Genomic DNA, 13,594 nt, shown 5'->3' with positions numbered 1-13,594 from the left:
ACGTTTAACTCATGCCCAGCGCCGGGGCTTCGACGGCGTGTTGGTAAGGAGGACAATGACCTGTCCCATCATGCAGATGCGGTGCATTCCACGCACGCAGCGGGCCTGCCCATGACGCAGTTCCCAATTGACGTTACAAGCGAAGAACTGCTTGAGCGTATCCTCGCCTCCCTGAACGACGACAAGGCCGAAGATATCGTGACAATCGACCTGAGTGGCAAGTCCACGATGGCTGATTACATGGTGATCTGTTCGGGCCGTTCGACCCGTCAGGTGACCTCGATCGCCCAAAAGCTGACCGACAAGCTGAAGCAAGAGCTTGGCCGGTCCTCCAAGGTCGAAGGCAAGGAGCAGGGCGACTGGGTGCTGATCGACACCGGCGATATCATCGTCCATGTCTTCCGCCCGGAAGTGCGCGAGTTCTATCAGCTTGAAAAGATGTGGATGCCAGCCGGGGCCATCGCGGCCAGGGTCTGAATGCGCGTCCATATCTGTGCGGTCGGCCGCCTGCGGGCGGGACCCGAGCGCGCGCTGATCGACGACTATATCACCCGGTTCGATCGCACCGGGCGCGCGCTGAGCCTTGGCCCGGCCACCCTGCACGAGGTCGAGGACAAGAAGGGCGGCGGCATGGCCGCCGAGGCCGCGTTGCTGGACCGTGCGATCCCCGACGGCGCGCTGATCTGCACCCTTGATGAACGCGGCAAGCTGATGTCCTCGCCCGAATTTGCCGATCTTCTGGCCCGCTGGCGCGACGACGGGCGCAGCGATGTGGCCTTCGTCATCGGCGGGGCCGACGGGATCGACCCCGCTCTGCGCGCCCGCGCCGATGCCAGCCTGTCGCTAGGCAGGATGGTCTGGCCGCATATGCTGGCGCGGGTCATGCTGGCGGAACAGATCTATCGCGCGGCGTCGATCTTGGCGGGATCGCCCTATCACCGGGCCTGAAACTCAGCGCTTGGGCGTCGTCCAATCCTCGGGCGCGGATTTGCGGTTGCGCAGCCTCAGCGCCAGGCCCAACGCCACCCCGACCCCGATTGCCACCGTCAGATCGACCAGAACGGTCAGCACCAGCGTGACCCCCAGCAACAGCTTGTCGTCCATCGGCTGTGCCAGATAGCTGCGCCACTTGTGCGGCTCGGTCATGTTCCAGGCGGTCAGCATCAGCAGCGCGGCCATCGCCGGCATGGCCAGATAACCCGCCACCGGCGCCGCCAGCATCATCACCAGCAAAATGGTCAGCGCATGCACGATGCCCGCCACCGGGGTGCGCCCGCCTGCGCGGACATTGGTGGCGGTGCGGGCAATCGCCCCCGTTGCGGGCAGCCCGCCAAACAGCGAGGACGCCACATTGGCCGCGCCCTGCGCGATCACCTCGGCGCCGGGGCGGTGGTGCCCGCCAATCATCCGGTCCGCCACCATCGCCGACAACAGCGATTCAACCCCGGCCAGAAAAGCAATGACAAAGGCCGAAGGCAGCAATTCGGCAATCCGCGCCATCGACATCGCGGGCAGATGCGGGCGCGGCAGGTGGCTGGGCAGCGCGCCGAAGCGTGACGCGATCGTATCGACGGACAGGCCCGGCAACGCCGCAATGGCCGATGCGATGGCCACCGCCACGATCAGCCCCGGCCAGCGCGGAAACATCCGGCGCAGCGCCACGATCAGCACGGCGGTCAGCACGCCGATGCCCAGCGCCTGTGGATTGACCGTGCCCCGCGCCGCCCATAGCGCGGGCAGTTTTTCCAGAAAATCGGCCGGCACATGTTCCATGCTCAGCCCCAGAAAATCCTTCAGTTGACTGGTGCCGATGATGATGCCGATCCCGATGGTGAAGCCGTTCACCACCGCCTCGGGCACATAGGCGATCAGGTTGCCGATGCGCAAAACCCCCGCCAGCAACAGGATCAGCCCCGCCATGAAGGTGGCCAGCACCAGCCCGTCATAGCCATGCGCGGCGATCACGCCATAAACCACGACGATGAACGCGCCCGTCGGCCCGCCGATCTGCACCCGGCTGCCACCCAGCGCCGAAATCAGAAAACCGCCCACGATGGCGGTGATCAGCCCCTGCGCCGGATCCGCGCCCGACGCGATGGCGATGGCCAGGCTCAGCGGCAGCGCGACCATGGCCACGGTCACCCCGGCGAACAGATCGGCGGTGAACAGGGGCCAGCTATAGGTTTTCAGGGTCGTCAGAAGTTTCGGCGTCATGAATACCGCCTGCGGAATCGTATCTTGCGGCAAACTTAATCCTCTCCCGCACAAGATGCACGTACGGAACGCCGCAGACCCACCTGGGCGGTTGTCCTTCCTTTTCCCCGGTCGTAGAACGGACGTAACCGAGCAAGGGGCGCATTTCATGACCACTCCGAAACCTGTCGTACTGTGCATTCTCGATGGCTGGGGCAAGCGCGAAGAGCGCGCGGCGAACGCCCCCGCCCTGGCCGACACCCCCACCTTCGACCGCATCATGGCCACCTGCCCGAATGCCACGCTGATCACCCACGGCCCCGATGTGGGCCTGCCGACCGGCCAGATGGGCAATTCCGAGGTGGGCCATACCAATATCGGCGCAGGCCGCATCGTCGCGATGGATCTGGGCCAGATCGACCTGGCGATCGAGGATGGCTCGTTCTTTGAAAACGCCGCACTGCTGGACTTCATCACCAGGGTGAAAGACGCCGGCGGCACCGCGCATCTGATGGGTGTGGTTTCGGACGGTGGCGTGCATGGCCATATCAACCATGTGCTGGCCGCCGCCAAGGCGATCACCGATGCCGGTGTGCCGGTGGCCGTTCACGCCATCACCGATGGTCGCGATGTGGCCCCGAAATCCGCCGATTCCTTTATCGCCGAGCTGGTCGCCAAACTGCCGGCGGGGGCCTTTGTGGCCACGGTGATCGGCCGCTATTATGCGATGGACCGCGACAATCGCTGGGAACGTGTCGAAACCGCCTATGCCGCGATGATCAACGGCACCGGCGACACCGCCCCCGATGCCCGAACCGCTGTCGTGCAAGCCTACGCCGCCGACAAGACCGACGAATTCATCCCCGCCACCGTGATCGGCGACTATCAGGGCGTCATGAGCGGCGACGGCTTTTTCTGCCTGAACTTCCGCGCCGACCGCGCGCGCGAAATTCTGCGCGCCATCGCCGAACCCGCGTTCGAAGATTTCGACACCGGCCCGCGCCCCGGCCTGTCGGCGCTGCTGGGCATGGTCGAATATTCCGAAGGCCACAACGCCTATATGACCACCTGCTATCCCAAGCGCGAACTGGTCAACACGCTGGGCGCCTGGGTTGCCAAGCACGGGCTGCGCCAGTTCCGCCTGGCCGAGACGGAAAAATACCCCCATGTCACCTTCTTCCTGAACGGTGGCAAGGAAACCCCCGAGGTGGGCGAGGATCGCTATATGGCGCCGTCGCCCAAGGTGGCGACCTATGACCTGCAGCCCGAAATGTCGGCGGCCGAGGTGACCGATCATTTCGTCGGCGCGATCGAGGCGGGTTATGACCTGATCGTGGCGAACTATGCCAACCCCGACATGGTCGGCCATACCGGCGATCTGCCCGCAGCCATGAAGGCCTGCGAGGCCGTGGATCAGGGCCTGGCCCGTGTGCTGCCCGCGCTCGAGGCGGCCGGCGGCGCGATGATCGTCACCGCCGACCATGGCAATTGCGAGGTGATGGTCGACCCCGTCACCGGCGGGCCGCATACCTCGCACACCACCAATCTGGTGCCGGTGGCGCTGATCGGCGGGCCGGCTGGCGCCCTGTTGCGCAACGGGCGGCTGTCGGATCTGGCGCCCACGTTGCTGCAACTGATGGGGCTGGAGAAACCGGCAGAGATGACCGGCGAAAGCCTGATCGTTTCATGATCCTGCGGTCCGGTTTGCTGCTGTCCCTGCTGCTGGCCCTTGCCGGGCCGGCGGCCTGGGCGCAAACCGATCCGATCAGCACCGCGCGCCGCGCGGCGCAGCAGCTTGATCAGGCCGCGATGGCGCTACAGGACGCGCAGGACGCGTCGGACCGGGTCGCCGCCCTGACCCAGACCATCCAGGCCTATGAGGAGGGGCTGGTCGCCCTGCGCGAGGGGCTGCGCCGCGCCGCGATCCGCGAACAGGCGATCCGGCTGGAACTGGACGCCCGCCGCGAAGAGGTCGCGCGCCTGCTGGGGGTCCTGGTGACGATGCAGCGCGCGCCCGAAACCCTGTTGCTGCTGCACCCGTCGGGGCCTGTCGGCACCGCCCGCGCCGGAATGCTGCTAAGCGATATCACCCCGGCCCTGCAGGCCCGCACCGACGCCCTGCGCGCCACACTGCAAGAGGTCGCACTGCTGCGCGCCCTGCAAGAAAGCGCGGCCCAGACGCTGGCCGACGGGCTGAGCGGCGTGCAACAGGCCCGCACCGCCCTGTCGATGGCCATTTCCGACCGCACCGATCTGCCGCGCCGCTTTGCCGCCGACCCCGACAGGCTGCGCCAACTGCTGCAGGGCACCGACACGCTGGAAGGGTTCGCCAGCGGACTGATCAGCCTGAACGCGGACGAGGCCCTGCCGCCCATCGCCAGCTTCGCCGCCGCGCGCGGCACCCTGCCGCTGCCGGTGCAGGGCACGGTGCTGCGCCGCTTCGACGAATCCGATGCCGCCGGCATCCGCCGCCCTGGCCTGCTGATCGCGACGCCGCCGCTGGCGCTGGTCACCACGCCCGCGCCTGCGACCATCCGCTATCTGGGGCCGCTGCTGGACTACGGAAATGTGATGATCCTTGAGCCCGCGGGCGACACTCTGCTGGTGCTTGCGGGGCTCGCGCAGGTTTATGGTGAGGTCGGTCAGGTGCTGCCCGCAGGGACCCCGGTGGGGCTGATGGGCGGCGCCGACCCGAAAGTAAGCGCATTTCTGAGCGATATGGCAGAAGGCGGTGGCACAGACCGTTCAGAAACGCTTTATATGGAAATGAGACAGGGCAATGCCCCGGTGGACCCCGCTTTGTGGTTCAGTGTGACGAAGGAATAGAACGCATGAAGAAATTCGTGATGGCCGCTTTGGGTGGCACCCTTGCAGGCGCGGTGCTGACGACCCAGGTGGCCGGACCGCTGATCGCACAGCAGGCCGATCAGCAAGGATCGGTCTATCAGCAGCTCGATCTGTTCGGGGACATCTTCGAGCGCATCCGCGCGCAATATGTCGAAGAGGTCGACTCGCGCGATCTGATCGAGGCCGCGATCAACGGCATGCTGACCTCGCTTGATCCGCATTCCAGCTATCTGCCGCCGAAGGATTTCGACGACATGCAGGTGCAGACCCGCGGCGAGTTCGGGGGCCTGGGCATCGAGGTCACGCAGGAAGAAGGCTTCGTCAAGGTCGTCTCGCCGATCGACGGCACCCCCGCCGACGAGGCCGGGATCGAATCGGGCGACTTCATCACCCATGTGGACGGCGAAAGCGTGCTGGGCCTGACCCTGGATCAGGCGGTCGAACTGATGCGCGGGCCCGTGGGTTCGGACATCAAGATCACCGTGGTGCGTCAGGGCGCCGATGAACCCTTCGACGTGACCATCACCCGCGACACGATCAAGCTGACCGCCGTGCGGTCGCGCACCGTGGGCGATACGGTGGTGCTGCGCGTGACCACCTTCAACGACCAGACCTATCCCAACCTCAAGACCGAGCTGGAGAAATCCATCGAGGAACTGGGCGGCCCGGACAAGGTGAACGGTGTCGTGCTTGACCTGCGTAACAACCCCGGCGGGCTGCTGACCCAGGCGATCAAGGTATCGGACGCCTTTCTGGATGCGGGCGAAATCGTTTCGACCCGGGGCCGCAACCCCGAGGACAGCGAGCGGTACAACGCCGTTGACGGCGATCTGACCGGCGGCAAGCCGATGGTCGTGCTGATCAATGGCGGCTCGGCCTCGGCGTCGGAAATCGTCGCCGGCGCGCTGAAGGATCACCGCCGCGCCATCGTCGTGGGCACCAAAAGCTTCGGCAAGGGGTCGGTCCAGACGGTTATGCCGCTGTCCGGCAACGGCGCGATGCGCCTGACCACCGCGCGCTATTACACGCCGTCGGGCCGCTCGATCCAGGCGCTGGGCGTGTCGCCCGACATCGTCGTGCCGCAGCCCCCGCGCGCCCCCGTCGAAGAGGCCGAGACAGAGGCCGAAACGCCCCGGACCCGTTCCGAGGCCGATCTGCGCGGCATCCTGTCGAACGACTCGATGACCGACGACGAGCGCAAGCAGGCCGAGGAAGAGCAGCAGAAGGCCGCAGATGCCGCCAAGCTGCGCGAAGAGGATTATCAGCTGGCCTATGCCGTTGATATCCTCAAGGGTCTCTCGGCCCTCGACCCCGCCAAATAAAAGGAGCGGGCCGGCCCTGCGCCGGCCCCGATCGCCGATGACACCCGAAGAGATTGCAAAACTGCCCTATCGCCCCTGCGTCGGGGTGATGCTGATCAATGCCGAGGGCAGGGTCTTTGTCGGCCAGCGCAAGGATTCCGAGGTCGCCGCCTGGCAGATGCCCCAGGGCGGCATCGACAAGGGCGAAGACCCGCAAACCGCCGCCCTGCGCGAGTTGTGGGAAGAAACCGGCGTGACCGCAGATCTGGTCGAGGTGCTGGGACGCACCGGCGACTGGGTCACCTATGACCTGCCGCCCGAACTGCTGGGCAAGGTTTGGAAGGGCAAATACCGTGGCCAGAAGCAGCTTTGGTTCCTGATGCGGTTTCTGGGCGACGACAGCCAGATCAACATCGAAACCGAGCACCCGGAGTTTTCCGAATGGGTATGGCTGGCCCCCGATCAACTGGTCGCCAGTATCGTGCCCTTCAAGCGCGAGGTTTACAGCAGCGTCGTGGCGGAACTGGCACCAAGAATCGCGCCCTGAGCAATCAGCGCGATTTCAGCAGTTTCAAGAACTCGTCAGACGGGTAGCCATCGGGCGCGACGCCCCGGCTTTGCTGATAGGCGCGGATCGCGTTGATCGTGTTGGGGCCGATGATTCCGTCGATCTTGTCGTCCAGAAACCCGGCCCGGGTCAGGCGGCGCTGCATCTCTTTCTTTTCGTCAAAAGTCAGGGGCTTGTATCCGCGCGGCCAGCTGGCCTGAATCGGCGGCCCGCCTTTCAGACGGTCCGACAGATGGCCAACCCCGATCACATAGGCGTCGGCGACGTTATAGCGTTCCAGGACGCTGAAATTCTTGAAGATCATGAAGGCCGCGCCCTGCGATCCCGCCGGTAAAAGGATCGAGGCCGCGCCATAGTTCGGCACCGGCCTGCCGTCGATCCCGCGCACGCCCAGCGCCGCCCAGTCGGCGGGGGACTTCTGGATCTTGCGGCTGGACAACCCATAGTCAAATCCACGCGGCAGCCGCACCTCGACGCCCCAGGGCTGCCCGGTGACCCAGCCGTGCCGCGCCAGATAGGCGGCGGTCGAGCCCAGCGCATCGGCGGGATCGTCGCTCCAGATATCGCGTCGGCCGTCGCCGGTGAAATCCACCGCATAGGCCAGAAAACTGGACGGGATGAACTGGGTATGGCCCATCGCCCCGGCCCAGGATCCGGTCATCCGCCTGGCGGGCACATCGCCGGCCTGAAGGATCTTCAGCGCGTCAATCAGCTGTGCCTCGAAAAACGCGCCGCGCCGCCCGTCATAGGCCAGGGTCGCCAGCGCCTCGATCGTCGGGATCGTGCCGCGATGCTCGCCATAGGCGCTTTCCAGCCCCCAGACGGCGGTCACCACCTCTTTCTCGACACCGTATTTCGCCTCGACCGCGTTCAGGGTGCGCGCGTGACGCCGCAGCGCCGCCTGGCCGTTCGTGACCCGCACGGGCGAGGCCGCGCTGTCCAGATAGTCCCAGATCTGCTTGGTGTATTCGGACTGATTGCGATCCTTCTGGATCACGTCGGTGTTGTAGTCCACATCCCGGAAAGCACTGTCAAAGACCCGCGCCGAAATCCCGTTTGCCAGGGCCCGGCCGCGAAACCCGTCGATCCAGCGCTGAAATCCCAGGTTCGACGCGGCGACCTGAACCACGTTGCTGTCCTGTGCCAATGCGGGCCGCGCCATGGGGCGCAGGGATCGCTCGGGCGCCGGTCCCGCAGCCCAAAGCACACCCGGCGCCAACGCGCCGAGCAAACAGATTACCCTTGCCCAATACACCATGAAATGAACCTGCTTTGCCTGCTGTTTCTTGCCCCGACTGTAGCGCGAACCGGAACAATCCGAAAGCGAGCAATCGACGATTGCGCGGATCAGCGCCGCTTGCGTGCAACCTTCCGCTTGGTCTTGTCGGTTCTGGCTTTTGACCGGGCGGGCAGACGCCGCACCGGTTTTCCGGGGCCACGGGCGGGGCCGCGCGGCAGGGTCTTTCCGTCGATCGACAGCAGTTCCAGCAACAACCCGCCGGTCACCGGCACCGCTTCGGCCAGGCGCACGGTGACGCGCTGGCCGATCCCGATCACCAATCCGCTATCGGCCCCCATCAAGGTCTGCGCCTCGCGATCATGATGAAAGTATTCGTTGCCCAGCTCGCGGATCGGCACCAGCCCGTCGGCGCCGGTTTCGTCCAGTTTGACGAAAACCCCGAACCTGGCGATGCCGGAAATCCGCCCGGTGAATTCATTGCCCACCCGTTCCGACAGATAGGCGGCAAGATAACGGTCGGTCGTGTCGCGCTCGGCCGCCATGGAACGGCGTTCAGTATCAGAGATATGCTGCGCCGTTTCTTCCAGCCGCTCGATATCCTCGGGCGACAGGCCATCGTCGCCCCAGCCATGCGCCGCAATCAGCGCGCGGTGCACGATCAGGTCCGAGTACCGCCGGATCGGCGAGGTGAAATGCGCATAGCTGCGCAATGCCAGCCCGAAATGACCAAAGTTTTCAGGGTTGTAATAGGCCTGTGTCATCGATCGCAGCGTGGACAGGTTGATCAGCTCTGAAAACTCGGTGCCCATCGCCGCGTCCAGCAGCGCGTTCAGGTGCTGCGTCTTCAGCACCTGCCCCTTGGCCAGCGTAAAGCCAGAGGCCGCCGCCACATCGCGCAGCGCGTCCAGCTTTTCGGGCGAGGGTTCCTCGTGCACCCGGAACAACAGCGGGCGGCGCATCCTGGTCAGTTCCTCGGCTGCGGCGACATTGGCCAGGATCATGAATTCCTCGATCAGCCGGTGCGCGTCATAGCGGTCGCGAAACGTGACCGACTGCACCTTGCCATCCTCGCCCAGAACGATCTTGCGCTCGGGCAGGTCCAGATCCAGCGGCTGGCGCGCGTGACGCGCCTTGGAGGCGGCCATATACGCAGCATAAAGCGGGTTCAAAACGTCGTTCAGGAACGGTTCGGTCTTTTCATTGGGCGCGCCGTCGCGGGCGGCCTGGACCTCTTCGTAATTCAGCGACGCGGCCGAACGCATCAGCCCGCGCGTAAAGCGGTGGCCGATCTTGTTGCCGGCCATGTCCAGCTTCATCCGCACCGCGATGCAGGCGCGCGGCACGCCTTCGTGCAGGCTGCACAGATCGCCCGACAGCCGGTCAGGCAACATCGGCACAACGCGGTCGGGGAAATAGGTGGAATTGCCGCGCTTGCGCGCCTCGCGGTCCAGCGCGGACCCGGGCGTCACGTAACAGGCGACATCGGCAATCGCGACCCAGACGATATGCCCGCCCTCGTTGTGCGGATCGTCGTCGGCATGGGCATAGACCGCGTCGTCATGGTCGCGCGCATCGGCGGGGTCGATGGTGATCAGCGGCAGATCGCGCAGGTCCTCGCGCTTGCCCAGCCCTGCCGGTTTGGCGCGGTCGGCCTCGGCAATCACCGCATCAGGGAAATCGTCGGGGATACCGTGCTGATGGATCGCGATCAGCGACACCGCGCGCGGCGCGGTCGGGTCGCCCAGCCGTTCGATGATCCGCGCCTTGGGCAGGCCCATGCGCACACGGGGGCCGGTCTGCTCGGCCTCGACCAACTCGCCGTCCCTGGCGCCGTGGGTGGCGCCGGCCACCACCTGCCATTCCTTGTCGGCACCCTTGTCGATGGGCACGATTCGCCCGCCTTCGGCACCTTTGCGGAAGATGCCCAGAATGCGGTGCGGGTTGGTGCCGATCCGGCGGATCAGCCGGGCCTCGTATTGATGATCCTCGGCCTTGACCTCGGTCAGGCGGCCAAGAATGCGGTCGCCCGCGCCCAGCGCCGGGTCGCTTTCGCGCGGCACGAACAGGACCCGCGGCTCGGGGCCCTCGCCCTGCCATTCCAGCGGGCGGGCGAACAGATCGCCATCGGCCGACGGTTCGATGATCTGCAGCACCGAAACCGGCGGCAGCTTGTCGGGGTCGCGATAGGTCTTGCGGCGCTTTTCCAGATGCCCCTCTTCCTCAAGCTCCTTCAGGATGCGCTTGAGGTCGATCCGGTCGGCCCCCTTGATCCCGAACGCCTTGGCAATGTCGCGTTTGGCGGTCAGGGTGGGGTTCTGGGCAACCCAGGCAAGGATTTCGGCTTTGGACGGGATCTGTGTCATGCGATTGAGGTAGCACGCACCCAAACCGCCGTCATGCGAAATAATCGGTCAGGATGCGGCCATAGATGCGCTGAAGCTGCGCGATCTGCGCCGCCTCGACCCGCTCGTCAACCTGATGCATGGTCTTGCCGACAAGGCCGAACTCGACCACCGGGCAGTGATCCTTGACGAAACGCGCATCCGACGTGCCGCCCGAGGTGGACAGAACCGGGGTCACCCCGGTTTCCGCCGCGACCGCCCGCGCCACCAGATCCGACAGCGGCCCCGGCGCCGTCAGAAAACTTTCACCCGAGACCTGCACCCGCATCTCCACCGTTGCGCCGGTTTCCTCGGCCACGCGGTCGGCCTCTGACCGCAGCCAATCGGTCAGGCTGGCGGAACTGTGGGCATCGTTGAAGCGGATGTTCACCGTGGCGCGACAGTCGGCGGGGATCACGTTATTGGCCGGGTTGCCGGTGTCGATGGTGGTCACGGCAAGGGTGGAGGCATCGAAATGCGCGGTCCCGTCGTCCAACGTGTGGCTGGCCAGCCGGTCCATCAGCCGCGCCATCGCCGGCAGCGGGTTCAGGGCGCGGTGCGGATAGGCGGAATGGCCCTGCACCCCCTTGATGGTGAAATAGGCGGTCATCGAGCCGCGCCGCCCGATCTTCATCATCTCGCCCATCACGTTGGGGCAGGTGGGTTCGCCCACCAGACAGACCGACATGCGTTCATCCTGATCCTGCATCCAGTCCAGCAGGGCGGTGGTACCGTCGACGGCGTCGCCTTCCTCATCCCCGGTGATGGCCAGGATCACGGCGCCGTCGGGCGGGGTTTCGGTGACGAAATCGATGGCGGCGGCGGCAAAGGCGGCCACGCCCGATTTCATGTCGGTGGCACCGCGACCCCACAGGAACCCGTCCTTCTGGTCGCCGCCGAACGGATCGACGGTCCAGGCCGCCGTATCGCCCACGGGCACCACATCGGTATGGCCGTTGAACCCAAAGCTGCGCGCGTGCCCCTTGTCGCCCCAGCGGGCGAACAGGTTGGACACCCGGCCGCGATCCACCCGGTGACAGGTGAACCCCGCCGCAGCCAGCCGCGCTTCCAGCAATTGCAGCGCGCCGCCCTCATGCGGCGTCACCGAAGGGCAGCGGATCAGATCGGCGGTCAGGGCGATGGCATCGGTCACGGTCAGGGTCCTTCGATTGGCTGAAACAGCGATAAACCGGCGCGGATCGGGGTGCAATGTTGCAGCAGGGAAACATTTTCCGGCATTCCGGGGGGCCTTGTGAAATCAAGGTGTTAACAAAACGGCGGTTCTAGGGCAGGTTTGCGGGCATAATAATTGACCCGAGGCAGGGCAAACACGGGGCCAAAAATGGCCCGACGAGCAGATATACCGATCTGATCCCACACCGACAGGTGCGGGTATTCGTGTTTGCGCGGCCTCCCAAGGGCAGGGGCAGGCATGGCGACGGCATCGGAACTGTCAATCAACACGAGCGCATCTGCGACGCAGATGGCCGAGGAAATCTTCGGCGACGGCGTGACCGTTGTTGGCGCGTCCTATACCGGATCGGGCTATTCCTCGGGTATCTACAGCGGCGGCGACACCACCTCGCCCGGGGTGACGCCCGGCGACAGCGGCGTGATCCTGTCGACCGGACAGGCACAGGATTTCACCAATGCCCCCGGCGGCGGCGGCGGTGGCGGCTGGTGGGGCTGGCAGCCGCCCACCTCGAACGACCCGAACCAAAGCACCAACACCAGCACCAATACCTACGGCGTGGACAATGACGCCGATTTCAACGCGGTGGTCGGCGCCAACACCTATGACGCATCCTTTCTGGATGTGGATTTCGTCCCCACCGGCGACACGATGACCATGCAATTCGTGTTCTCGTCCGAAGAATACCCCGAATACGTGAACTCGATCTACAACGACGCGGTGGTGGTCTGGGTCAACGGCGAACCGGTCGAACTGGCAGTCAGCGACAGCGGCACCGATGTCGGCAGCGTGAATTCCACCAACAACGAAAACCTGTATATCGACAACACGGGCGACGCCTATAACACCGAAATGGACGGCTTCACCGTCACCATGACCCTGACCATGCCGGTCAACGCGGGCGAGGTGAACTCGATCCGCATCGGCATCGCGGATGTGGGCGATTCCAGCTATGACTCGAACCTGCTGATCGCGGGCGACAGCGTCCAGACCGCCGTCATCGCCAATCTCGACGAGATGGATATCGCCCCCGGCGGCACCAAGGTGCTGGACGTGCTGGAGAATGACACCAATTCCGGCCCCGGCACCCTGACGATCACCCATATCAACGGCGTGCCGGTCAGTGCCGGCGACAGCGTCACGCTGACCACCGGCCAGGTGATCACGCTGAACGCCGACGGCACGTTCGATGTCACCACCGACCTGGACGAGGAAGAGGTCAGCTTTACCTACACGGTCGAGAATGACACCGGCACCTCGGACGTGGGCTTTGTCACCGTCAACACCGTACCCTGCTTTGTCGCCGGCACCCTGATCCTGACCGATCGCGGCAAAATCCCGGTCGAGGATCTGGAACCCGGCGATATGGTGATGACGCTGGATGACGGGCCGCAGCCGCTGCGCTGGACCGGGCGGCGCGCCGTGGCCGCAAAGGGCCGTATGGCCCCGATCCGGATTCTGGCCAACACCTTCGGCAACCATGACACGCTGCTTGTCTCGCCCCAGCACCGGGTGCTGCTGCGCGACGGCCTGGCCGAACTGCTGTTCGGCGCGGGCGAGGTTCTGGTCGCGGCCAAGGATCTGGTCAACGACCGCTCGGTGCGGGTGCAGGAAGGCGGCAGCGTCGACTATGTGCACCTGCTGTTCGACCGGCATCAGATCATCTGGTCCGCCGGGCTGACCACCGAAAGCTTCCTGCCGGGCCCGCAGACCACCAAGGTCTTCGAACACGACATCGTCGCGGAAATCTGCGCAATCTTTCCCGAGCTGGACCCCGACACCGGCAAGGGCTACAGCCCCGCCGCCCGCCGCACCCTGCGCCGCTATGAGGCACAGGTGCTGCTGCAGCGGGCCGCCGCCTGATGGCCGGCC

At 65.4% G+C, this 13,594-nt stretch carries 11 protein-coding genes; 7 read left to right on the top strand and 4 right to left on the bottom strand.

Features of this window, described 5'->3' with window-relative positions:
• Nucleotides 1–111 precede the first annotated feature (111 nt).
• Together rsfS and rlmH are read left to right on the top strand one after the other, a co-directional pair.
• Nucleotides 112–477: a ribosome silencing factor gene (gene rsfS, locus ACSR1C_RS01840; protein WP_460257614.1), complete on the top strand. Its 366-nt coding sequence runs from the start codon at nt 112–114 to the stop codon at nt 475–477.
• Nucleotides 478–948 (top strand): 23S rRNA (pseudouridine(1915)-N(3))-methyltransferase RlmH, encoded by a 471-nt coding sequence (gene rlmH / locus ACSR1C_RS01835; RefSeq protein WP_460257613.1) that lies wholly within the window; start codon nt 478–480, stop codon nt 946–948.
• Nucleotides 949–951: 3 nt separating this feature from the next.
• On the opposite strand, the gene ACSR1C_RS01830 is transcribed toward rlmH, so the two are convergent.
• Nucleotides 952–2,214: a SulP family inorganic anion transporter gene (locus tag ACSR1C_RS01830; RefSeq protein ID WP_460257612.1), complete on the bottom strand. Its 1,263-nt coding sequence runs from the start codon at nt 2,212–2,214 to the stop codon at nt 952–954.
• Nucleotides 2,215–2,362: 148 nt separating this feature from the next.
• Here ACSR1C_RS01830 and gpmI point away from each other — a divergent pair, with 148 nt between their 5' ends.
• Genes gpmI through ACSR1C_RS01810 form a run of 4 tightly spaced genes read left to right on the top strand, consistent with a single transcriptional unit; the run spans nt 2,363 to nt 6,888 of the window.
• Nucleotides 2,363–3,883 (top strand): 2,3-bisphosphoglycerate-independent phosphoglycerate mutase, encoded by a 1,521-nt coding sequence (gene gpmI / locus ACSR1C_RS01825; protein ID WP_460257611.1) that lies wholly within the window; start codon nt 2,363–2,365, stop codon nt 3,881–3,883.
• Complete coding sequence (locus tag ACSR1C_RS01820) at nt 3,880–5,019, top strand: murein hydrolase activator EnvC family protein (RefSeq protein WP_460257610.1); 1,140 nt, start codon at nt 3,880–3,882, stop codon at nt 5,017–5,019. The genes gpmI and ACSR1C_RS01820 overlap by 4 nt, the downstream gene beginning before the upstream one ends.
• 5 nt (nt 5,020–5,024) lie before the next feature.
• The gene (locus ACSR1C_RS01815) at nt 5,025–6,362 is read left to right on the top strand and encodes a S41 family peptidase (RefSeq protein WP_460257609.1); all 1,338 of its coding nucleotides are present in this window, start codon (nt 5,025–5,027) and stop codon (nt 6,360–6,362) included.
• A 37-nt stretch (nt 6,363–6,399) separates the two neighbouring features.
• On the top strand, nt 6,400–6,888 hold the full coding sequence (locus ACSR1C_RS01810; protein WP_460257608.1) for an RNA pyrophosphohydrolase: 489 nt from the start codon (nt 6,400–6,402) through the stop codon (nt 6,886–6,888).
• A gap of 4 nt (nt 6,889–6,892) precedes the next feature.
• Here the strand turns inward: ACSR1C_RS01810 and ACSR1C_RS01805 are convergent, their stop codons facing one another.
• The 3 genes from ACSR1C_RS01805 to dapE all read right to left on the bottom strand — a co-directional run bounded on the left by ACSR1C_RS01805 (nt 6,893) and on the right by dapE (nt 11,689).
• The gene (locus ACSR1C_RS01805; RefSeq protein ID WP_460257607.1) at nt 6,893–8,167 is read right to left on the bottom strand and encodes a lytic murein transglycosylase; all 1,275 of its coding nucleotides are present in this window, start codon (nt 8,165–8,167) and stop codon (nt 6,893–6,895) included.
• An 89-nt stretch (nt 8,168–8,256) separates the two neighbouring features.
• Nucleotides 8,257–10,512 (bottom strand): ribonuclease R, encoded by a 2,256-nt coding sequence (gene rnr / locus ACSR1C_RS01800; protein ID WP_460257606.1) that lies wholly within the window; start codon nt 10,510–10,512, stop codon nt 8,257–8,259.
• A 31-nt stretch (nt 10,513–10,543) separates the two neighbouring features.
• A complete protein-coding gene (gene dapE, locus ACSR1C_RS01795; protein ID WP_460257929.1) occupies nt 10,544–11,689 on the bottom strand; it encodes a succinyl-diaminopimelate desuccinylase in 1,146 nt (381 codons plus the stop codon).
• Between the two features lie 273 nt (nt 11,690–11,962).
• On the opposite strand from dapE, the gene ACSR1C_RS01790 reads away from it, so the two are divergent.
• A complete protein-coding gene (locus ACSR1C_RS01790) occupies nt 11,963–13,585 on the top strand; it encodes a Hint domain-containing protein (protein WP_460257605.1) in 1,623 nt (540 codons plus the stop codon).
• Nucleotides 13,586–13,594: the final 9 nt, after the last annotated feature.

It is taken from the genome of Actibacterium sp. D185-2 (assembly GCF_054954595.1).
Note: the sequence above shows the minus strand (reverse complement) of the source record. Positions and strands in the feature narration are given on the sequence as shown.